This window comes from Haloarchaeobius salinus (assembly GCF_024464185.1).
GTDB lineage: Archaea > Halobacteriota > Halobacteria > Halobacteriales > Natrialbaceae > Haloarchaeobius > Haloarchaeobius salinus.
Genome location: NZ_JANHAU010000007.1, coordinates 23,505 through 46,378, shown reverse-complemented (window position 1 = coordinate 46,378; position 22,874 = coordinate 23,505). Strand labels below are relative to the sequence as shown.

Below are 22,874 nucleotides of genomic sequence, written 5' to 3'. Positions count from 1 at the left end.
CCATAAGAGCGATAGGAGGTGGACTCTCAGTCCTGTATAAGCACGTCAACGAGGGAAGGGCCAGGTGTCTCAACGGCCTCCCTTACCGACGGGGTGATGTGATCTGGGTCCTCGACGAACCACTGGGAGACCCCTTGACTCTCCGCCATCTGTCCAATGTCAACAGCTGGCTCCATCTCGATTCCCATGCCTTTGAAGTCGTGGTCGGCGGAATCTCCGCCGACGACGTCAACTGTATTCTGCTTCAGGACAGCGTAGCTACGGTTGTCGGGGATAACGATAGTCAAGTCGACACCGTATCTGGCTGCTGTATACAGAGAGTTCGGATAGTAAAGGAATGAACCATCACCGATGACTCCCACGACATCCTCGGGCTCTGAACGAAGATCTTCAGCAAACGCTGCTCCTACTGCAGAGGGTAGTCCGTATCCCAGACCGCCTCCTTTCGTCGACAGGAACTGCTCTGGCTCAAGTGGCCAGCGCTCGATGAGTACGTATTTCGTCGTGATACTCTCGTCTACTAGGTTTGCATCCGGAGCCGCTTCCCGCAGATTATCGACGAACGTCGCCCTCGTTGCGAAGTCTTCATCACCCGTCGTGCTCTCGGTGGCACCATTCGTCCGTTCGATATACTCTTGTACGCGTTCCTTCCGCCTAATACGTTCCTCATCGCCAACCTCATCTCGAACCAACTGCGCCATCTCTGTGAGTACATCACCTGGGTCACCGACCACTGCTGCATCAGCTCGAGTGGTCTTCCCAACCTCCGAGGGATCTGCGGAGACATGAATGACGGTGGTGTCATCCGAAATCAATGGCGATTCATAGGCTGTGATAGTGGTATTCGTCGAACAGCCGACGAGCAGTAAAGTATCAGTGTCCATGTGATTCCTTGCGGTGGATTCACTTGGCGGGATGAAAGAGTGCCACAGTTCATGGGTACCGGGGAACGAGACCTCCGCTGCAAGAATCTCTCCATGGACTCGAGTCCCACTGGCTTCAGCTAATTCCACAGCTGCGTCGACTGCTTCCCTACCGGATCTAGCAATTCCATCGCCAGTGATCATTACTGGCTCAGTTGCATCAGCTAGCAACGACGCTGCGTCCTGAATCTGAGCTCGGTTTCCTCGACCTGCTTCTGGGATCGTGCCGAGCGGTTCGATGGGTGCATCCGTCTCTTCATTGAGGACGTCGAGTGGAAATCCCAAGAACACTGGGCCCGTCGGGGGAGTGAGCGCTGTTCGGACTGCACGACGGGTCATCGCCGGGAGCGCGTCGACGTCGTTTACCATCGCGCTCCACTTTGTGAATTGCCGAGTCATCTCGACCATGTCTCCGCTTAAAATCGGCTCCTCGTGCTGGAATCCTCTGCTTTGGATTCCTGCTGTGACGAGAATTGGCGCCCCAGCGTAACTGGCTCCGTGCAGATTCCCTAAGCCGTGTGCGAGTCCTGGGGCAGCGTGCAGATTGACGACTCCTAGTGGATTGACCGACTCGTCCGTATGTGAGTGGTACGTCCTCGTTTTCGCGAACCCCGCAGCCATGCCGACCGCAATGTCTTCTTGGAGTGTCATCACGTACTCGCAAGAATTGCTAGCTGACACTGCTTCGATTAGCGGTAGCTCCGTCGTTCCAGGGTTCCCGAAGACGTACGGGACATCGTACGATTCCAATGCCTCGACGAATCGATTCGCGCCGCTAGTTCCGTCTTCTTGGGCCATCGTAACGTTTGTCCTTCCACTACCGGTATATATCTGTGGGTGAGATAGCGGCAATCTCAAAAATTCTGATGAACTGGTGAACGTCTTCGATCGATGTATCGGACCAAGCAGCATCGAGAGTCAAGTAGTTCCGGAGAGCCTGCTGGCATAACTTTATCATGATGGGTTCCAATCGCGTCAGTATGGCAGATGCCCTGGTTCGGGTAGATAACGTTAGGAAGGAGTACGGTTCATTAGTCGCAGTGGACGGCGTAACGCTGCGCATCGAAGCAGGCGAGTTCTTCTCTCTACTAGGGCCCTCCGGATGTGGGAAAACGACTTGCCTGCGAATGATTAGCGGTTTCGAAACTCCGACTGACGGCAGTGTCTTCATCGAGGGGACTGATGTCACTGGAACGCCACCGAACAAACGGAACACCAACATGGTGTTCCAGCATCTCTCGCTCTTTCCACACCTCACGGTCGGAGAGAACATCCAGTACGGATTGAAGAAATCTGGTGTCGGAGCGGATGAGCGAGAAGCGCGTGTTTCTAGAATCCTTGAACTAGTGGACCTTTCGGGCTACCAGGACAGGAATCCAAACGAACTGTCCGGCGGACAACAGCAGCGTGTTGCACTCGCGCGTGCACTAGTAAACAATCCGGATGTCCTCCTGTTAGACGAGCCACTTTCCGGACTCGACCGGAAGCTCCGCCAGCATATGCAGGTCGAACTCGCGAAAATCCAGCGCGAGGTAGAAGGCGCCTTCTTCTACGTCACACACGATCAAGAGGTTGCAATGACACTCTCTGACCGATTGGCAATCATGAACAACGGCGTTATCCAACAGGTTGGAACCCCAGAGGAGGTTTATAACAATCCTGCAAATGCGTTCGTCGCGGACTTCATCGGTGACACGAACCTCATTGAGGGGAGAGCAGAAACCACAGAAGACACTGTGAGCGTATTTGTCGATGGAATCGCCGATCCAATCTGGGAGTCGAAACGAAACACGACCACCGGGGAAGTGAGGTTATCGGTTCGTCCAGAAAGCGTGCGTTTGCACGATGATGACCGAGGTGTCCTCACCGCGGAAGTCGTGGACCGGTTCTTCCAAGGTGACCACGTGGAGTACATCGTATCACCGGAAGTTGATTCAGTATCAGAAATCGATGTGACTGATTACAAAACCGACCATACCTTCACCGAGGGGGAGGCCGTCTCGGTTTCATTCGATGAAAATGGGGGGGTTGTCTTCGATTGAGACAGCCGAGCAGTGGTGGGCCCCGTACACGGACGGTATTATCACGCATCACGTGAGATGTCTTTGGCTCATGACTACTGATGAACTCCTTGTGGGCAATTGCACCGACACGTGTCTCGCGCTCTGGAGGGGGCGAACATCTAACATACAGCAATAGAGTGTCATATATTTTCAAGAACTATTATGTTTGCCCTCAGTATGGTTCATGATATCATGCCCGATCGAAGAGAGAACGGCAGCTCTAGGCGTAGTTTCATCAAAGCAGCAGGGGGAGCAGGCAGCGCAACGGCGCTCGCCGGCTGTCTGACCTCGCTCACTGGCGGTGGGGGTACGACCATCAACGTGCTCGCGTGGGCGTCATTCGAAAACGTGAGGGACAATATAGCGAATTTCGTTGATGCAGAAATCGAACTCTCAACGGTGACGAGTACAGAACCAATGTTTACCCAGTGGAACTCGGGGCAAAACGATGAGTTCGACGTCACCATGCCGAACAATAACTACATGCCCAAGTTCATTGACGCTGGGTTGGTTGCGCCCCTCAACGAGGACGTCGTCACAAACTGGGATAACATTTACCCTCGGTATCAGGAACTCGCTCAGAGCCAGGCAGGACGGGACGGGACTGTTTACGGAGTTCCACAGCGATTTGGTTGGGATACCTACGCCTATGATACCCGTGAGGTTCCTGATCACGAAGAAGACCTTGAGATGATGTTTAACGATGAGTACCAAGGACGTATCGGGTCGTTCCAGCAGTTCACGAAAGCCATGGGGCACGCTGCCCTGTATCTGGGGTATCAGGATGCCTTCGAGGGACGACAGATTACCCTCTCTCAAGAGCAGATCGACGAGGTCACTTCAGTTCTCAAAGAACAGAGTGACCTCGTCTCTGCCTACTATGCTGCACCGTCCCAAATTAAGGAATTGTTCTCAGGTGGATCTGTTTCCGTCGGCCACTCATACCGGTTCGTTTCCGCTCAAATGAAAATGGAGGGGAATGACTGGATGCAGATGGCTGTCCCACAGCAGGGTGCATTGACCTGGTTCGAGACAGCGGTCGTCTCAAGCGAATCCCAGAACAAAGAGAAGGCGTGGGAAGTCGTCAATGCAATTCTTGAACCAGAAGTCGTCGGTGAATGGCTCGCCGGTTCTGGATTCGCGAGTACAAACGCAAACCTTGTCGATGAGTTGGAAGGTGACACGGGACAATACATTGATATCGAACCGTCGCGAGTCGAAAACATGATCCCGTACAAGGAGATTAGCAACGAAGACGCGTGGGTCTCAGCCTGGGAGGAAGTTCGTACGTCGTGAGCACTTGGAAGCCACTTCGGATTCACCACTGATGTCAGAATCTTCAGACGAGCGCATTAGGAGCCGCTTCCGAAGAGCATTGCCCATGTGGGCCCCGAACGTAGGAATCACGATCGGGCCTGCGGGAGCGTGGTTAGCGTTCTTCGTTCTCGCCCCAATGATTTTTCTGGTGGTCGTGAGCTTCACCACGACCGACGCATCGTTCAATATCATCTGGGAACCCACGCTGGTAAATTATGAGGATTTACTGTTCAGAGACGGACTCTCCATCTGGGAAACACCGTTCGCAAGGTCGTTACTTCTCTCGTATATGATCGCCGGAGTGACCACGGTAACGACGCTGATTGTCGCGTTTCCAGTTGCCTATTTCCTTGCCCGGCGGAGTGGGACCTTCGTCAAGGTGATGATGTTCCTCCTGCTCGTCCCGTTCTTCTCGGTGTACATCGTCCGGATGTACGCTTGGTTGAAGATCTTCGGGAGCGGCGGAGCTGCGAACAACGTTCTGCTCACCGCAGGGCTGCTTCAACAGCCACACCCCGTCTTCGACTACGGAATCGTCCCGACTATCATCGCACTCACGCACGCCTTCATCCCATACATGCTACTCACACTGTATGCCAGCCTAGACGGTGTTGACTTTTCTCTGGTCGAGGCTGCTCGCGATCTCGGGGCATCTCGAGTCCAGGCGTTTAGAGAGATTGTCCTCCCGTTAATCAGCTCGGGTATCGTAACGGGAATCGTATTCGTCTTCGTCCCCGCGCTTGGAGCATATCTCGCCCCGCAATTCCTCGCCAAAGGCCAATTCTTCATGATCGGCCAAATGATCGTCCAGCGTGTCTACGTCGGGTATAGTATCGGATACGGGAGTGCAATGTCGGTGTTCATTATTCTCGCGGTCATAGCCACGCTGCTGCTCCTGTATCGTGTTAGTGGCCTAGACGAATTCATCCAACGATGACCTCAGAACACACTACCGAACCTCAGAAGAGTCGGATCCGCAGCCGCGTCGCATCAGCAGTTGACTCTGTGCTCACGACTATCCAGTCTCGAAATATCACGACTGGCTTATTCTATGCATATACGATCCTACTCGTGCTTTTCTTGTGGCTCCCACTAGGCGTTGTAATTTTTCTGTCGTTCGCAGAAAATGCCTCAAATGTATTCCCATTCCAGGGATTCACGCTTGAGCATTTCACGGCAACGGCGGTGAATGCAAGCCTCCTCGAGGCGGCGTTCATGAGTATCCAGGTCGCAGTTCTGTCGGCCTCAATCGCGACTGTTCTCGGAATCCTCGCTAGTTTCGGCATCGTACGGTATGACTTTCGGTTCAAGAGTCTCTTCATGACTTCGAGTCTTCTCCCGTTGATAATCCCGGGTGTAATCTTCGGAACGTCCTTCTTCATTTTCTTCAATACCCTTCTGGGTGATAGTACAGGATTTTTCCCACTGGTCCTTGCTCATAGTGCCTACGGATTCCCCTTCGCCCTGCTCGCCGTTCTCTCCCGACTACACACGTTCGACGAATCACTGGAGGAGAGTGCACGCGACCTTGGTGCGTCAGTCCCAGAGACCTTCTGGGAAATCACGTTCCCGATCATCCGTCCAGCAATCGCGGCGGGCTTCCTCTTTGCGTTTATCCGCTCATTCGAGGATTACACCCGCGCCCTCTTCGTTTCGGGGCAAATAGACGTGCTGACCATCGAGATGTTCTCACTCATCAACCAAGGTGGGACGATCGCAATGAACGTTGTATCGACGATTATCCTCATCGTTTCTATTATCGGACTGATGGCGGCCATGTTCCTTGGCGATGTCGTCGATCACGTGACGAATTGAATCGAACTGTAGTACGGCCTTTTGAGAGAGATTCGATAGAGCGAAATTGTTGGCCCACGTTTATGATACATAAATGATTGAACAGATAAAACACGGTTGGACCGTTCCTATCGCGTTGGCAGGCGTTGGGTGGTGGGTAATCGGCCTCATAGCCTGGTTGTTCGGTCCTCCCGTGGTTCGAGTCCCGGCGCTTCTCGTTCATCTGTTTGGATTAGGTACTGTTGTCGTGCTCGGCTTGCTCTATGGCTTCTTTTGGTGGGCTAACTTCATTCGGTCGAAGCTTTGACGCAAAGGATATACATGGGGTCGGTCTCAGGGCTGTCGAGCATCGAAGCTGGAAAGTCTGACTGTTGGAAAGTTTAATGTATTAGCTATTCAATCATCAAGTATGAGTGTGAGTTACTGCCATGGATTTTGATACCCACAGTGAATCAACTGAGCGATCGGAAAACCGGATACTTTCACATTGGTATTCGCCTGGGTCTGACTCCTTCAATTTCGTGGAGGGTGATGATACACGAGTCATAGACGACGCTGGCAACGAATATCTGGATTTTGTCTCCCAACTTTACTGTGTGAACGTTGGACATGGAAACGACAGCGTCGTTGAGGCGATGACGGAACAGCTCGAAACGATTCCATACGTTGCACCAAAACATGATAATGATGCGCGAACGGAACTTGCCGAGAGAATCGCCAGCATAACCGATGACAAACTATCCGATGTCCTCTTCTCTATCTCCGGGAGCGAAGCAGTCGAACTGGCAACGCACATCGCTCGATCAGTAACGGACAGCCCAACAATTCTCTCGCGATATCAGGGATACCACGGGGCAACCTACGGTTCTGGGAGTCTCACCACTGACCCACTTACAAAAAATACACTCCAGAAAAATATCGCCGTCCCCGGTGCGTCCCATTTCCTTCCACCGCTGTCCCATCGCTCGCCATTCGACGCGGATTCACCGGAAAAGTTGGCACAGCAGGCCGCTGATCATGTTGAATTCACTATCCGGAACGAAGGACCGGACTCAGTTGCTGCGATCATCACGGAGGTCGTCGCTGGAACGAGCGGTGCGTATACAGCTCCCCCGGGATATTTCGAGCGACTCCGTGAGATCTGCGACAAGTATGACTGCCTCCTCATCTTTGACGAGGTACTGACTGGATTTGGGCGATGTGGCGAATGGTTCGCACATCACCACGAGGGTGTCGTCCCAGATATGGTTACGTTCGCAAAAGGCGTTACAGGCGGATATTCCCCACTCGCTGGCGTTGTAGTTTCTGAGTCAATAGCTGAGACAATCCGAAACGACGGTTTTGATATTGGCCAAACGTGGGGTGGTCACCCAGTCAGTTGTGCTGCCGGAGTCGCTGCAATGGACGAGTACGCTGATGGACTCCTCGAAAATGTACGGAAACTTGAACCTGTGTTAGAACAGTCACTGACCCAACTGGCCGACTCCCACCCTGTTGTCGGTGACGTTCGCGGTCGAGGATTCCTCTGGGCAGTCGAATTCGACACACCAGGGACGGAGGAGCCATATTTCGATCACCGGGTTGAATCTGGAGTGGATCCAACATTCGAAGTCCTCGCGACAGCAGCCAAAGACCACGGAGTTCTCTTCGGTCCTGGACGGCCAACGTTCAACCTCATGGTCGCCCCTCCGTTCTGTGCTTCCGAACAAGAAATCCAGACTGCGGTTCACGCACTCGACGACGCAATCTCAAAATCATTTAGCTGATACTCCCTTCCGAGGCGCTCCAATATGACACTACGTCAACTTGCGTTGCTCAAGCGAGTGAGGCCATGTTCAGAGTAGCTGGTTCCATGCGGAGGCGAACGCTTGCGGCCGGGTTTCGACAGTCTCTGATTCAGCGTGGGCAGAATAGTTTGAAAAGTGGTTTGTTCTATATATTACTTCTTCAGATACATATTTGACGATGTTCTGATTCCAGTGAGTTTCCTACTGGAATTGGAGTCCTCGACGATAGCAGGCTGCCTGCAACCACGGTGCACCATTGACGAGAAAGACCGCGTCGTCGACGAGATGGTTCTCGCGGAGTTCCGCAAGGAAATCTGGGTTAGTACGTGATTTCTCATCGAATGGATCCGGACGTGCAGCAGGCGGTTCGCTGCGGGACCAACTGCGGCGTACAGTCAATAACGCTCGTCGTTGAGTTGGAGCGCCGTCTCGTCGACCGCGACGTGATTCGGGTCTGTACCGTCTGTGGACTGTAAACTCGCTTCTGCACTTAGTTATGGATAGTTGAGTAACAACTGCCAACACTAATCTACCAAATAGAGAGATTGTATATAGAATTTATAATTCATGGGTCAGAGTCTGTCGCTTGGAAGTGTTTCTTGGCTTCCTGAACATCACGCAGGCGAGTTCCTGGAGGACACTACTCCAGAAGTTCGACCAACGATTGAAGCCTCACTGGTCGGTAATCCAGCAGCTCGCTACTGACATTGATACGTCGCTCATTGTAGGCGAGGGATGGATGTTGAATCTTGTCCGCCTGAAGGATTTGATGAGTAGGGCAATCCGAGTTATATTGATGTGTCAGAAAACACTCTCGCAGCTTGCTGGATTAGCGCGTTATGCGGCTCAACTGCATCTCGTCGGCTCGAAATTCGTTTGAATGCTTCTTCAAGCTCTAAATTTGAGTGTATTGCAAGTGCAGTCGCTGCGACTGCTGGACTGCGAGATGCACCAGCAGAACAGTGGACGAGTACTTCCGTATCCTGTTCTAAATGGGTTTCAACAACGGCCACAGCCTGCTCGAACTGTTCTCGTGAATTCTGTGGTCCGTCCATCATCGGCCACCTGGAAACCGACTTATCCTGCGGGAAACCATCTTCTGGTTCAGTGTAGGTCAAGGAAACAATAGCTGAGATACCCTGCTCATCGAGGAGTGAACTGTTTCCTGCGTCCTCGAGTGTTCCGACGAACAGCCCGTTTACGACTTCATTCATCTCCGGTCTCTCTTACGGTAGATACACCCCAGCGCCATGAAAACAGAGATCTTTCAAAATCATCGGACAGCAGGGTGCTCTTAAACAAAGAAATGCGCCGGGTAATGTACTGTTCTTAAAAACCTATAGTTTAATATGCTAGGTAGATTCAATTAAGTATAGTGGACTGCAGTCAGCCACTCAGGATAGAGAAGCTAGTGTCAGATAGATGGGTTGTTATAGCCCAGCGCGACGATCATCCCCGTTCACAGCCACAACCCAAACCAGAGTACATGATGCGCGAATCTGCTACCAAGATACAGGAGCGAATCGCTGACTACCAAGCACAAATCCGAACGCAGACCCACGAGTCCATCCACCACGGCGTGCGGCAGGTCTCTGCAAACACCCTTTCTGGCCTCATCGGGATTGCGTTCATCCTCCTTGCAACCGGGACCGCCGCAGCACAGGATGACGTTGGAAACGTCTACTGTGACACCGGCGTCGAGACAGGAATTGATCTCGTCTTCGGTGCCGTTGCTGGGCTCGGCCTGCCTGCAACTGGCTACTACATGAGCAAAGGCGGGCTCTCGTACATGCGAGCCGGGGGGAATCCCGAGAAGAAAAACAAGGCCAAGGAACGACTCGTCATGTCCGCAATCGGGTTCGGAATCGTCGTTCTGGCCCTCCTGTCGCCTGAGCTCGTCGATAAAATCGGGACCCAGATGGGATTCGGGTTCTCCGACTGCGTCAAGCCGTTCTGATAGCCCCTCACTCCGCCCCAATGCAATTCGGAACCCCGCTGGCTGTCGGACTGCTCACGCTCGTACTGGCAAGTCTGGCAGTCACCGCGACAGCAGGAGCACCCAGTCACGTTCCGGATCCTGAACCGAACAACTCGACAACGCCGGCGGACGGCCCCGCGTACGGAGTCAACAACAGCACCTTCCAGCGGCTCTGGTCCGAAGATACCGACGAGCCGAATCTCACGAGGGGTGCGTTCGACTCCTGGAACATTTCACAGTCAGAGTTCTTCCGCCGGCTCGCGATGACGACCGACGTGCCCTTCGACCGGCCACCTGAAGCGGTCGAAGCCTGGAACAGCGGTGATCTGCAGGATTTCACGGCGGGAACCACAAACCAATCCGTTCATCCCGACGGCGTCAACCTCCGGGATAGCGAGTTCATCCGTGATGCGTACGTCGCCGTTTACGCCGTCCAGCCCTCGACCATCCTCCATCGGTCGAATGGTACGACGCACTACATCGCGCCCGAGGGAGAGGTACTCACGGCCGCTGACTACCGGGTTCGGACACCAGACGACGACCCGATCGGTCCGGTCCAGCGAACGTGGGAGGTCAGCCAGGCGCGTATCCAGCAGGTCGCCCTGGAGACGAACAACGAGACACAGGACACGGGTGGCGGCCACACGACGACACTCCAATACTCGGACCTCAGTGGGCGTCCGAACCTGACTATTCAGGCCGAAGTTGTCGTCGAGGTCAATGAGATCATCCGGACCTGCAACGACTTCAACGGGAGTACACGCAGGTGTGACTCCTCGTGGAACATCACCGTCGAACGGCACACAGACAACGTGACGGTCTCGAGTCGCCGGAGCGTCCGGGTGAACGACCTCTCGGAGGCGACCATCGAGCGGGTCGAGTTCGACGCTACGCCGGATCGAACCGGAGCGATTCTGAACCCTGCAAGCACGTGGGGACGAGTGACCGTCGATGACGAACACGAGACTAGGGTTCGGAACAACTTCCTGTACTACACCGCCGGGAACGAGAACTGGCACGAGCTGACGACGTCGACGGCGATCTGGAACGAAAGCCATCGGTCGTCGGTCCGGCCGCTCCAAGTGCATGCGTTCCCGCGTCCTGCAGGAGCTCGCGTCTCTGAGGGCATCCAGCCGAACTGGTCGCGGCCGCTGCTCGCAATCGACCACCGGGAAGCTACGCAGCAGACTGCCCCGACAGTCCCCGAGAACTTCCACGTCAGCAGTGGAGAGCCATACCCCACGACTAGCCAGCTCGCAGTCAGTTCGACCGTACTCGGTGCAGAGGACTTCGAGCAGGTCACCATTCACGGCATCGTTCACTCGCACTCGCGGACCGTGTCTGCAGAGACGGTTCGGACCGTTCGAGCGACGAACGTCTCCGTGACTGTCCTCGAGTCCGACACGACCGAAGCAACAGTCCAGGTGCGAGTTCGAGAGAACGCAACTGGTGCTCCCGTCACGTCCGGGGTCGTTCACATCGGGTCGAGAAATGCAAGCCTCAATGCAAGTGGCGTGGCGGTCGTCACTGTCTCGAACCCACCAGACATCGTCGAAGCCCGGTACGAGCCGGCGGCCTGGTGGGACACGACCCAGCCGTATGCACCGTCGAGCGAGGTCGACCAGCTCCCGCTGGCATTCCCGTCGGTACCGACGCTGATTAATCTGGCAGTCGTGACGATTCTGTGGTTCATCCCGGTCACGCTGCTGGTGTTCGGGATGGACTACGCCTCAGATGGCGCGCTTCTCGGTATTCACGAAACCACCACCCATGACTGACCACACTGAATCCACAGCACAGTCGAGTCGTATCGCCCGCCGAACGCTATTACGGTCACTCCCCGCTGGTGCGATAGCGCTAGCTGGCTGTTCCTCGAACTCGACACAGCCGTCAACGACATCGGAACTAGAGGGCTCGCCCCAACCTGAGCAGGGGTCACGGACCCCGACGGACGAGACCAGCGTCTTCACCGCTGTCCAGATTGGGACGACACACGTGCAGGTCGAGCTGGCAGAGGACGCCTCTGTCAGCCAGGTGAACCTGATCGATCCAGATGGCGAGCTCCACAGTCGAGCAGGTGTGAGTACAGGCGCGACACAGGTGTCGCTCCGGCTCTCAGACGACTGGGGGTTCTCGAGTGGCGGCTACACACCTGGGACGTATCGCCTGATAGCCGTCGATGGTGAAAACTCCGTGGAAGAAGTCGAACTCGAGATTCGTCCGGACGTGTCGATCACGGAGATTCGGTGGGCGAAGAACCATCCCGAGATGACCTACCAAGGTGAGGATCCACCCTCCTACTTCGCACAGGTACTCATGGAGAATACTGGAACCGGGCCAGCGTTCGTGGAAGAACTCCAATTCGAGGATACGCCATTGGATGTGACTACCATTCGGGACGTTTCACAGCAAATACTGAGACTGGTTCCTCCTGCCGCGACTGTGGGGCAAATGACTAGCCGGATTTATAAAACGTATTCCGGATCTCAGTATCTGGATTGTGATGACCACGATGAAATCACGTTCACAATATCTGCTAGCCTCCGTGTAAGTCAAGAGAATCCTTCGTACTCACAGAGAGTTCGGTACGAGACGGACGAGAACGGCTCCTGTGTACTTTCTTTAGTCGAATCGACCGGGAGTGGCGACGGAACAAGCGAGGGTGAGGAAGCATAGATATGGGCTGGTTCGCAGAACAAATCAAGCAAGCCATAGAGTCGATTATTGGGACGGTAACTGAACAGATTGGGAACTTTCTGACGAACCTGATTCAGGCACTCATTCAGAGGATTGTTGGTGTTCCACACCCGCTGGGCGACCGATATATCGTAATAGGCCGGCCCAGTAATGGCCCATGGTCAGAACTCTACTCAGATGTATATCTGACGTACATCCTGCCACTCACGTTCGCATTTTTGTTCATCGGGTTTGCCTACATTGGCGTGCGAAGTGGCTCGATTAGCCCATACCGGCGAAAGAAACTGCTTCGGCGTGCCGCCATGGTCTTCATGGGCTCATTCGTCTGGTTTCCGGCCGTCTCGCTGCCGCTTCACTTCATCAACGATATCGGAATGGTGTTGGCGCCGGTTGAGGAGATGACCAGCTCGTTCGAAGGTGGTGCAAAAGCGGTTACTGGTGGCGTTTTCATCATGCTGATCATCTACTTTGTTGAGAATTCAATCGTCGTCATCGCAGCACTCGTCTACGCGCTCAGGTGGCTCGGTATTATCGTATTGACGTTAACGATGCCGTTGCTCGGAGCGTTCTGGGCGTTCGACATCTGGCCGCTCAGTCCGGTTTCACGTATCGCGAAGCGAGCAGCAGCGGTTTATCCAGGCTTGTTACTGGCAGGACTTCCAGCAGCAGTCTTGTTCCGAATGGGCTGGGAAATGAACCTGTTCAGTCTCGACGCCTCGACAATCGCATTCAACGCCCTCATGGCACTGATGCTGATTCCAGGGGCTTGTATCGCAAGCGTTCTCACAATCTACTGGAGTAGTCCGATGATTCAGCGGGTCGCTCGGAAAGGGACTGGGCCTGCAACGCGGGCAGCCTCATCGGCGACATCGACAGCTCATCAAACTGCGAAACGGGGAGCACAGGGTGCGGTGCAGGTACACCGTGACCTTGCACAGAAACCCCTGCTTTCGTTCTCACGTTCGAACTCTGGTTCCGGAGACTCTGGACGACGATCTGGCAGCACCCCCGGAAGTTCGAACGCGACGCCACGCTCAGGCCGGACGATGCAACAGGACGTAGAGATACCGGCACTCCCCGGCCGGGTTTCCGAAGACTCGAAGGACTCGTCGAAACTCAACAAGGAGGCGTTCAAGCGAACGAAGCGGAAGGTCTCGCGGTGGAGAGACAGGTGAACGAGCGGTTCTTTCGAAGATACTCATGAGTACGAAATCCAATACAGGCGAGTACAGTGCCAGAAGAATCCATCAGTCCCTCGGGGGGACGACCGCCTTCTTGCGAGGCTACAGCATCGCTGAACTCGTGTTATTCCTCGGCGTGGGATTCGTCACCTTCGTCGCCGCTGCACTCGTTCCAGCGACGCTCACGATCCCAACGTTCGGCTTCGGACTGATGCTGGCGATTCTATTGCTGCTCCTGCACAAGGTAAAACCGAGACACCTCTGGCTCACCGAGTGGCTGGGCGCACGGCTCTCGTGGGCGGTGAAGAACAAGTCCTACACTCACGGTGGGGAGGATAACAGCGAGGTCCGGTACATGACGCGGCTGGAGCGCGTGTATCCCTACGGCATCGAGCGGACGGACGGTGCGCTCGTCGGCGCAATGCGGGTCACACCGGCGAACCTCTCCCTCGAGGATGACGATGCTTGGTCGAAAGCTGTGCAGTCGTTCTCGGAGTTCGTGAACGCGAACATCGACTTCCCGGTGAAGATCTACACGACCAGCCGAACCGTCGACCGGGACGACCTCGTCCACACGTACCGCGAGCGACTCCGCGATGGCGACGTCCAGTCCCGTCCAGTCCTCAAGCGATTGCTGCGAACGAGGATCGAAGAGAGCACGGACGACAATGGCGAACCCGACTCAGAAACCACGACGGTTCGTGAGTTCTACATCATCACCGCAGTCACCGACGCCGATATCGAAGCAGACAGCGGAGCAGATGACAGCGTCGTCACGTACCTCGCCTCGCTGCCGGTCGTCGGGTCTGTGTTCAGTCGGTTCCAGACGAGCGACCTCTCGCCCGAGGATCGCGACCAGCTGAAACAGTCGAAGCTGGAATCCAGACTATCGCAGATTCGGCGTGGCGGGACGTCACTGTACCGGTGTACTATTTCGCCGGTCGACTCGTACGAGCTCGCTCGCGTCACCAAGGAGTACTGGAGCTGTCAGCGGGAGAGGTACGGCAATCTCTCGAACGCGATCGGTACGTTCCCGATCGTTTCTCACGGCATCAGCGACGGCGTTCCGTCGACGCCCAGTCCGGAGGACGTCGTGAGCACAGATAGTGACGACTCTGTGCTATCTGTCGAGGCAACAGCTGCAGATGGTGAGGCCGAGTGGGAGTTCCCGCTTGACGACGAAGAGACGGCTGAAGACGATACCAAAGATGAGAGTGAGTCTGAGGGGCTGTCGACCACGAAACTGTACGATAGTGTCTCCCACCGCCACCAGTCGATCATTGCTCCCTCAACGGTCGACTGGAATCCGACGTACGCCGTCATCGACGACGAGACGTTCGTGCGGACGTTCTGGATCGACCAGTTCCCGGAAGAGCCAGTCGAGGGGATGTTCGAACGGGTGCTGCTCGAGACAGACCTGAACACGGACATCAGCGTCCACCTCGATCCGTTCGACAACCAGTCCGCCCAGGACATGATGGCCGACTGGATTTCGGACCTCAAGGTCAACCAGCACGATGCCGCTGGAATCCACGAAGAGGACCTGGAGGATGATATCCAGCGGGCGAAGTACATGCGTGCGCTGGTCCGAGCAAACGAAGCCTCGTTCTACCGTGGTGGGGTCTTCATCCGGCTCACCGCGGAGAGCAAGGACGACCTCGACTCCCAGACCAACCGTCTGCGCTCGCTGGTGAAGGACGCTCCCTCGAACTGTACGCTCAAGGTCGCGAGCCGCTGGCAGGAGAAAGGTCTCGCGACGGTCTCACCACTCGGGCGAAACGAGCTTGGTCGCGACCGGATGTCGACCATGACCAACCAGGCCGTCGGCGCGATGTTCCCGTTCAGTTCTGACTACCTGATGATGGGGGACGGCATCGAGTACGGCTACCACGGCCACAACGGCTCCCCGGTCCGAATTAACCCGTGGGCACTCGAGACTGGTCACAGCGAACTCGTGGTCGGGATGCCCGGCGCGGGGAAGACGTTCGGCGGAATCATGCGGCATCTGCGGATGATGAAACGTCGGAACGACACAATGCTCGTCCTCATCGACCCCGTCGGTGGGTTCCAGGGCATCGCGGACGCACTCGATGCGAAGACTATCACCGTGGGTGGGGATACGAAACTGAACCCACTAGAGATCCGCCAGACGCCGCAGCACGTCGTCGACGCTGACGATGGGATCTCTCCCCTCTCGGCGAAGAAAGACGAGGTGTTCGCCGTACTGGAGAACTTCCTCGAAGGCAGGGACATCACGCTCGGTGCCCAGACCGGCGTGCTCTCATACGCGATCGACGAGGCATACCGGCAGGCCGGTGTCGTCGCCGGCGACGTGAGCACCCACACGCCAGCGAACTCCCCGACGATGCAGGACGTCCTCGACGCCCTCGCCGATATTTCCGACCATCCTGAGGACCACAACATCGCTGCGTCGGACTCCGCTCGTGAACGTGCCACCCAGTACGCCGACGACCTCGCGATTGCACTCCAGCCGTTCAGCGAGGGCGGGGCGTACGAGAACCTCTCGAAGAAATCCGAGGTGGACATTCTGGAAGGTGACAACAAGGTGGTGTACATCGACCTCGGGCAAATCGAGGGCAGTGCCTCGGGGATCGACCGGCAGACGTTCCTGATGCAGCTGCTGCTCTCGACAGTGTACCAGCAGGCCAAACGCACCGACCGGAACGTCGAGCTCGCAATCGACGAAGCTCACTACCTCTTCGAGGACAGGGCGAACCTGGACTTCCTCGAAACCGCATTCCGACACCAGCGCCACGCCGGACTGCGGATGGTGCTGCTCTCCCAGACCGCCCAGGAGTTCTACGAGAGCGAGCAGGCCGAGAAGATTCTCGGGATGTGCCCAATCAAGGTCTTCCACAAGCTCCCCGACCTCGACGACGAGACCGCCGACAAAATCGGACTAACCCGCGAACAACGTCAGTACATCCGGAGTGCCGACGCCGGAAGAGACGAACTCGGTTACTCCGAATCGCTCGTCCGGATCGAAGAGCACGGCACCTACCCGGTTCACGTCGTCGCTGACGCGTTCGAACGCCGCGTCATCGACTACGAACCCGAGGACAAAGCGTTCATCGAGGATGCGATCACGGACGTTCCCGACGAGTACGCGGACTTCGAGTCGTTCGTCGAGGAGCAAGCAAAGCAGAACGCGCTGACGAGCCGCTACGGACTGTCACCGGAAGCTGCTGAGCAACTCCTCGAGGAAGGACTCTCCGCCGACGACCTGCTGCACGCTGTCGCTGCAACCGCCCAAGAGAAGCAGGCGCGCGAGGTCGCTCCACGAACAGATGGCGGGACTAGTGGAGGTGAGTCCGATGGGTAAGCTCGGACTCTTCGGTGGCGACCCCAAGTACGAGGCGACACAGCTCGATATCGACGAGCCACTGACGTGGACACAGCAGAACACCGGCGGCACACTACTCCGAATCCGCCCGTACAAGGAGAACGATGGCATCGTCGACGGCGCTGGCGTCCTCCAGTCGGTCCACGACGTGACGACGAACTGGCGGGGGAAGAACACGAGTGACCACCACTCCTTCGAGGTGTGGTTCGACCAGGGAGTGATCACGTTTTACATGCACGCCGCGACGGAGGCGGCCGCGGACAAGTTCCGGCGTCGTGTGGGGAACAACTACGCCAACTCGGAGGTATTCCCAGTCGACAGCGGCCATGCGTTCCCCCAGATCGAGCCCGACGAGTATGTCGCTGGCGCGTGGCTGTCGATGGAGAAGATGCCATACTATCCGATCCGACACCACAACGCCGAGGGGTTCGAGGTCGACCCGTATGGCGAGATCACGAGCGAGATGCTGTCTCTCGACGACAGCAAGGTCGTCACACAGGTCGTCTTCAGGCCCGCGAAGCAGTCCTGGACCGACGGCGACCGGTTCAAACACAACAGCGTCGACGACCTCGCCCACGGACTCCGACAGGGAACCTCGGTCGGCTGGCTGAACCCGAGAGTTCGCCCGGCAACCGCGAAAGACAAGCAAGCAGCAGATACCATCGAACGACAGCGCGGCCAGCAGGCCTTCCACGTCAATATCCGTGTCCTCGCCGTCTCTCGTGATCAAACCGAAGCTGAAGCCCGCGCTCGAGGCGTCGCGGGGATGTTCAGGAAGTACTACAACGCCATCACCGAGCAAGGACTCGACGACACGCCCGTCTCGCATCGTCGCAAATCAAAGCGCCAGCGCAAGCTCTCCGAGTTCGTCGAGCGAATGGCCGCCCGTGAGTGGGTCGACCGCGAGATGATCATGACCGTCGACGAGCTCGCCGGCGTCGCACACATCCCGAACAACGAGATCACGACCCCGAAGATCGACTGGCGCTACACTCAGCGCGGTGACCGCATTCCCGCTGACAGTGTCAAGTACGACGAGAGAGGCAACCCAGTACAATCACCGACGAGAGATGACCAGGCTACCGGTCCAGATGCCGGGAGCTGGGTAGATGGGGGTGAGGACCGTGTTTAACCGTTTCTTCGGTGGGGACGATGACGACGAAGAGGATTCGTCACTGCCCGTGCCGCACGACGGTGCGGACCGTGACAGCGAACAGACCGAGTACGTCGAGGAGTCCAAGACTCGTCCGTTGTACGACATCGTCGAACAGCAATCCATCCGTGTCGGCGGCAAGGAAGTCCTGACGGAGACAGTGGATGGAGAGGTAGTTGCGGGCCCGTTCGTCAGAGAAATGTTCGAGTCGGCCGCTCACGAGGACCAACCCCCGCTCTGGATTGGCTACACCGAAGACCCACAGACGGGGTTCCGTGAAGCACCACTCAAGTTCAGCTCGCTGTTCCGGCACATCTGGATCGCCGGGACGACCGGGTACGGGAAGTCGACATTAGAGCGCAACCAGATGGTGCAGTGGGCATACGCCGGCTACGGCTTCATGTTCTGCGAACCGAAGGGCGTTGACTCGCGGGAACTGCTCCGAATGCTCCCCGAGCATCGCCTTGACGATGTGGTCTGGATCGAGTCTGGGTCGACATCCCACGAGAAGACAGTCGGGATGAACTTCCTCGAACTGCCCGAGTGCGAGACACTCGAGGAGCGCGAGAACGAGATCGAAAGCCGGGTCGAGAACCTGAAAGCGGTGTTCGACACGAGCGACTATTGGGGCATCAACATGGAGGCCATCACCGAGTCGATGGCTCGCGCGATGATGAAGTCCGAAAAGCAGTTCTCGATCATCGATATGTACTTCATCCTCCTGAATGCCGAACGCCGCAAGGATTTCGCAGAAGATGTCGAGGACCCGTACATCAGCGAGTTCTGCAAGGAGATCGCGAAGATGGAGGACGAAGACGTCCGCCCGCTGCTCAAGCGGATCAAATCCTGGGTCGAAAACGGCGTGATTCGGCGGATTATCGCCCACCGGACAAGCACCATCGACTTCGACGACATCATCGAGAACGACCGCATCGTCATCGTCCGCACGCCCGTCGAGAACACGGACATCAAGAAGATGGTCACGCTGGGTGTGATGCGAAATCTCTGGTCTGCGGTGCAGCGTCGCTCCTACCAGCAGGATACCACGCCAGACCCGTACTTCGTGGTCTGTGACGAGTTCGACGAGATCGCCAGCGAGAATCTGGATATCGAGTCGATGCTCGCCCGTGCTCGCTCAATGCGACTCTCGGTGACCCTGGCGTCGCAGTATCCCTCGCAGCTCGACGAGGATACGCTGAAAGCGATGCAGAACAACTGCGACAACCTGCTAACGTTCTCGGTGAATGACAGCGACGACGCCGACCTGTTGATGAAGCGGTTCCGTGACTACACCGCCGAGGACCTCATCACGACCGACCAGTTCAAAATCTGGACGAAGATCCCGCTCGCGGGTGGCCGGTACTCCGAGCCCGTACTGCTGCGGACGTTCCCGGCGTATCCGCCGCTGCGGTCGAGTGACGAGATCGACGACATCATCGAGGCAAGTCTGCAGCGATACGGGACTGACCCGCCGACGGATACGGAGATTCTTCGGAACCTCATTTATCGTGACTACGATGGCGATACCGCCCCGGAATCGCTGGCGCTCGACCGGGTGATGGCCGAGTCGATTCGTGCGGTCCAGCTCCGGCGTGGTGAACACGAAGAAAACGGCTGGGTGCCCGTCGAGGTCGTCGACGACGAAGCCCTCTCTCGGCTGGAGAGTGCGTCCGACTCCGACCTGGAGACGAGTATCGACGAACTCACCGAGGTCCGACGGGAGTCTCCTCTCGTCGAGGTCGACCTTTCCGTAGAGAACGATGCTGTAGTCGTCCGATTGAGTGATGACGGGCAGGATATCTCGGCACCAGAAACGGGCAACGTGTCTGCCGCTGGCGGGAGCGAGCACGACGAGCTGCTGTTCGACATCGAGGAGTCCCTGACAGGTCTCGGGTTCGCCGTCGAGCTAGTCGAACAGGACGGGAGTGAGCGCCCCGACGGAATCGCGACGCATCCTGACCTGGACAGCGAGTTCGCCATCGAAGCCGAGACGACGACACCGACGAAGCCTGCGAAGGTCCTGCAGAATCTCAGACGTGCGCAGTTGATGGACCAGGTCCCGCTGTTCGTGGTGCGACCTGACGAGGACGAGCGGACGGCAGAGGCTGCTAGAATCGAGGACATTCTCGAAACGCCGGTGCGCGAATTGGCCGATGGGACCGAGCGGTTCTACGCGACGGATGAACGGCTCACCTTCGGCGGCGGTGCGAATACCAGAGGAGGTGTTACGGCTGTCCGGCCCAGAACCGACGGTTCTGACCGGACTTTCTGGAATCGGACGGACTCGAAGTATGAGCTCACGAACGGAGACCGCGTCTTCGCTCGTTTTGATGCTGAGGGTCCGATTTCGAAAGATGACCTGCCAGCGCACTTCAGCTACGACCCTGAGACGGCCCAGTACACGGTATACTCTCAGGGGCAGAATCACACCTACGAATCGAAAACGGCATTCGAGGAAGACTGGGTGGTTGTGAAACGGCCGTTCCTCCCATCTCGCGACTTTCCGAATCCAGCGTTCGAACCTGACGACTATCACATCCTCGTCCTCCCCAGCGATGAACCGCCACTGTGGTACGAGGACGGGGACACAATCCCGGTCGCTGCCGACCTCTCAGCATTAGACGAGAGGAGCACAGGTGGGCAGGGTCAAGACTCCCACGCAGAGCCAGACGGAGACATGACTACTACCACCCCTGCCGGGGGTTCGGATAAAACGGAGGAATCGGAGACGACTCTCGAACTGGACCCGGACGACGACGGTGTCGCGGTGTTCGTCAATCGCCACATCACTGTTGATCCTGACGCCAGCGTTCCAAAGAGTAACCTCTTTGAGGCGTACTCGTCGTGGATCGACGAGTACGAGATTAGCGGGACGAACAAGGTCTGGTTCGCCCGGAAGTTATCTGACCACGTTCCGGTCGAGCCTGGACGCCAGCGCGTCGACGGCGAACGGGTCACCGTGTACGAGGGAATCGACCTCTCCGAGGAGATGAAATCGCCCAGTTCTTCCGATAACATATCAAAATGAATACTATGGACACTGCCAAAATGAGAACTCGACTGATCGCGTTACCCTGGACAGAGAAAAGTGCAGTTTTGACTCACTCAAAGTGCGGGTTTCGACAGGCGAAGATTGCTGTCCAGGGTAAACTTCAGCAGTGGGATTTCTCTGGAATTGGTGTCCAGGGTAATAACCGCAAGACTGCGAGACTGTCCAGGGTAAAACGGTCTCAATTAACGACTAGTATAGAGGGGGGAGAACTCGTTTTCCCGAGAAAATCGAGAAATCAGGTGACTGGCCAAAATATTCGAAATATGAGTAGTATTCAGGCTCCGTTTCGGGCGGCTCGCGAACAGGGTGGTCGAGCATGAACGAGGGCTGCGAAACACTGGTCGATGCGGGAGCGATTCCGGAGGCATTGCGGTCGCGAGACCAGTGGGTGTGCTGGCGGGTGAAGGAGCGGGATGGGAAGGATACGAAGGTACCAGTCATTCCAGGTGACGGTGGGTTTGCGTCGGCGACCGACGAGGAGACCTGGCGGTCGTTCGAGACAGCTGTCGAGTACAGTTCCACTGGGGCCGACGGTATCGGCTTCGTGTTCACCGACGAGGATCCGTTCGTTGGCGTGGACCTGGACGACTGTCGCGACCCGGAGACGGGTGTTCCATCCGAGGACGCGCAAGAGATCGTGGTAACACTGGAATCCTTCACCGAGGTGTCGCCGTCGGGGACGGGCTTCCACGTGATCATCGAGGGTGAGATCCCCGGTGACAGAAGCCGTAAGGGGTCGGTAGAGATGTACGAGACGGCGCGGTTCTTCACGATGACTGGGGACCGTGTCGAGGCGACGCCGGGGACGGTCCAGGAGCGACAGACCGCACTCGCAGAGGTATACGAGGAGTACCTGGCTCCGGATTCGGACACCACTCAGGCCCCGCAGTCCACCCACGAAACCGTACGAGGCGGCGCACGTGGGTCGCCGACGAGCCGGACTAGGACAGGAGGGGAAATGGACCTCCCCGATGAAGAATTGCTTGAGCGGGCACAGAACGCCAGCAACGGCGAGAAGTTCGAGCGACTCTGGCGGGGGTCCACGGCAGGCTACGAGAGCCAGTCAGAGGCCGACATGGCGCTGTGTTGTCTGCTGGCGTTCTGGACAGGCGGTGACCGGTATCGAATAGACGAGTTGTTCCGTCAGTCCGGGCTCCTCCGTGAGAAATGGGACGAAGTACACTACGCCGACGGGTCGACGTATGGCGAGAAGACCGTCGAACGGGCGATTGCACAGACCTCCGAGTTCTACGACCCCGATGCTGCCGACTCCGAACAGGATGACGTGACACCCGACTCTGCTGGATCGCCTGAAAGACGGGGCGCTGCTTCTCGGACCGAGAGCCACCTCGCGGAGAAAAATCGTCTCCTACGAGAGCGAGTGGAAGAACTTGAGACGACACTTGAACAGAAACAGGAACGGATTCAGGAGTTAGAGACGGAGCTCTCACGACTCCAATCGTGATGCTATCTGCTAGCGGCCAAATCCCCCGTGATGTCAGAGAGTCTCTCATCGTTCGATATTCCGGGAAGTGGATCAGTCGATAAGTATAGGTGGTCTCTGT

Annotated in this window: 14 protein-coding genes and 2 pseudogenes; 13 read left to right on the top strand and 3 right to left on the bottom strand. The window is 56.7% G+C overall.

The window, feature by feature from the left end; translation table 11 throughout:
- Positions 1 to 26 precede the first annotated feature (26 nt).
- Positions 27 to 1,721: a thiamine pyrophosphate-binding protein gene (locus NO345_RS18015; RefSeq protein ID WP_256301599.1), complete on the bottom strand. Its 1,695-nt coding sequence runs from the start codon at positions 1,719 to 1,721 to the stop codon at positions 27 to 29.
- Positions 1,722 to 1,903: 182 nt separating this feature from the next.
- Between NO345_RS18015 and NO345_RS18010 the strand changes: the two genes are divergently transcribed.
- The 5 genes from NO345_RS18010 to NO345_RS17990 all read left to right on the top strand — a co-directional run bounded on the left by NO345_RS18010 (position 1,904) and on the right by NO345_RS17990 (position 7,863).
- A complete protein-coding gene (locus tag NO345_RS18010) occupies positions 1,904 to 2,965 on the top strand; it encodes an ABC transporter ATP-binding protein (protein WP_256301598.1) in 1,062 nt (353 codons plus the stop codon).
- 198 nt (positions 2,966 to 3,163) lie between these two features.
- Positions 3,164 to 4,282 carry an ABC transporter substrate-binding protein gene (locus NO345_RS18005; RefSeq protein ID WP_256301596.1) on the top strand — a complete coding sequence of 373 codons (1,119 nt, stop codon included), beginning with the start codon at positions 3,164 to 3,166 and terminating at the stop codon, positions 4,280 to 4,282.
- Positions 4,283 to 4,451: 169 nt separating this feature from the next.
- Positions 4,452 to 5,240: an ABC transporter permease gene (locus NO345_RS18000; RefSeq protein ID WP_256301594.1), complete on the top strand. Its 789-nt coding sequence runs from the start codon at positions 4,452 to 4,454 to the stop codon at positions 5,238 to 5,240.
- Positions 5,237 to 6,118, top strand: a complete 882-nt coding sequence (locus NO345_RS17995; protein WP_256301592.1) for an ABC transporter permease — start codon at positions 5,237 to 5,239, stop codon at positions 6,116 to 6,118. Before NO345_RS18000 ends, NO345_RS17995 begins: the two co-directional genes overlap by 4 nt.
- Before the next feature lie 500 nt (positions 6,119 to 6,618).
- The gene (locus NO345_RS17990; RefSeq protein ID WP_256301590.1) at positions 6,619 to 7,863 is read left to right on the top strand and encodes an aminotransferase family protein; all 1,245 of its coding nucleotides are present in this window, start codon (positions 6,619 to 6,621) and stop codon (positions 7,861 to 7,863) included.
- A gap of 69 nt (positions 7,864 to 7,932) precedes the next feature.
- Here NO345_RS17990 and NO345_RS17985 read toward each other — a convergent pair.
- Positions 7,933 to 8,369: pseudogene (locus tag NO345_RS17985) on the bottom strand (transposase domain-containing protein); the annotation flags it as partial.
- Positions 8,370 to 8,672: 303 nt separating this feature from the next.
- The gene (locus NO345_RS17980) at positions 8,673 to 9,098 is read right to left on the bottom strand and encodes a dual specificity protein phosphatase family protein (protein WP_256301588.1); all 426 of its coding nucleotides are present in this window, start codon (positions 9,096 to 9,098) and stop codon (positions 8,673 to 8,675) included.
- 365 nt (positions 9,099 to 9,463) lie between these two features.
- On the opposite strand from NO345_RS17980, the gene NO345_RS17975 reads away from it, so the two are divergent.
- The 8 genes and pseudogenes from NO345_RS17975 to NO345_RS17935 form a co-directional block, all read left to right on the top strand.
- Positions 9,464 to 9,841: a pilin gene (locus NO345_RS17975; protein ID WP_368407898.1), complete on the top strand. Its 378-nt coding sequence runs from the start codon at positions 9,464 to 9,466 to the stop codon at positions 9,839 to 9,841.
- Positions 9,842 to 9,861: 20 nt separating this feature from the next.
- Positions 9,862 to 11,640, top strand: coding sequence for a DUF8186 domain-containing protein (locus NO345_RS20055; RefSeq protein WP_497007334.1), 1,779 nt, complete (start codon positions 9,862 to 9,864; stop codon positions 11,638 to 11,640).
- Between the two features lie 217 nt (positions 11,641 to 11,857).
- Entirely contained in the window at positions 11,858 to 12,538 is a 681-nt protein-coding gene (locus NO345_RS17960) for a hypothetical protein (protein WP_256301581.1), read from the top strand.
- Between the two features lie 2 nt (positions 12,539 to 12,540).
- Entirely contained in the window at positions 12,541 to 13,734 is a 1,194-nt protein-coding gene (locus NO345_RS17955) for a TrbL/VirB6 family protein (protein ID WP_256301579.1), read from the top strand.
- Positions 13,735 to 13,759: 25 nt separating this feature from the next.
- Entirely contained in the window at positions 13,760 to 17,083 is a 3,324-nt protein-coding gene (locus NO345_RS17950) for a VirB4 family type IV secretion system protein (RefSeq protein ID WP_256301577.1), read from the top strand.
- Positions 17,076 to 18,236, top strand: a complete 1,161-nt coding sequence (locus NO345_RS17945) for a DUF8128 domain-containing protein (protein WP_368407897.1) — start codon at positions 17,076 to 17,078, stop codon at positions 18,234 to 18,236. Before NO345_RS17950 ends, NO345_RS17945 begins: the two co-directional genes overlap by 8 nt.
- Entirely contained in the window at positions 18,214 to 21,285 is a 3,072-nt protein-coding gene (locus tag NO345_RS17940; protein WP_256301574.1) for a TraM recognition domain-containing protein, read from the top strand. The genes NO345_RS17945 and NO345_RS17940 overlap by 23 nt, the downstream gene beginning before the upstream one ends.
- 340 nt (positions 21,286 to 21,625) lie before the next feature.
- Positions 21,626 to 22,765, top strand: a pseudogene (locus NO345_RS17935) (phage NrS-1 polymerase family protein); the annotation flags it as partial.
- Positions 22,766 to 22,874 lie beyond the last annotated feature (109 nt).

Bases quoted from the DNA above. Each gene is read 5' to 3' on its own strand.
- NO345_RS18015 (WP_256301599.1), bottom strand. From the start codon at position 1,721: ATGGCCCAAGAAGACGGAACTAGCGGCGCGAATCGATTCGTCGAGGCA.
- NO345_RS18010 (WP_256301598.1), top strand. From the start codon at position 1,904: ATGGCAGATGCCCTGGTTCGGGTAGATAACGTTAGGAAGGAGTACGGT.
- NO345_RS18005 (WP_256301596.1), top strand. From the start codon at position 3,164: ATGGTTCATGATATCATGCCCGATCGAAGAGAGAACGGCAGCTCTAGG.
- NO345_RS17995 (WP_256301592.1), top strand. From the start codon at position 5,237: ATGACCTCAGAACACACTACCGAACCTCAGAAGAGTCGGATCCGCAGC.
- NO345_RS17980 (WP_256301588.1), bottom strand. From the start codon at position 9,098: ATGAATGAAGTCGTAAACGGGCTGTTCGTCGGAACACTCGAGGACGCA.
- NO345_RS20055 (WP_497007334.1), top strand. From the start codon at position 9,862: ATGCAATTCGGAACCCCGCTGGCTGTCGGACTGCTCACGCTCGTACTG.
- NO345_RS17955 (WP_256301579.1), top strand. From the start codon at position 12,541: ATGGGCTGGTTCGCAGAACAAATCAAGCAAGCCATAGAGTCGATTATT.
- NO345_RS17950 (WP_256301577.1), top strand. From the start codon at position 13,760: ATGAGTACGAAATCCAATACAGGCGAGTACAGTGCCAGAAGAATCCAT.
- NO345_RS17945 (WP_368407897.1), top strand. From the start codon at position 17,076: ATGGGTAAGCTCGGACTCTTCGGTGGCGACCCCAAGTACGAGGCGACA.
- NO345_RS17940 (WP_256301574.1), top strand. From the start codon at position 18,214: ATGGGGGTGAGGACCGTGTTTAACCGTTTCTTCGGTGGGGACGATGAC.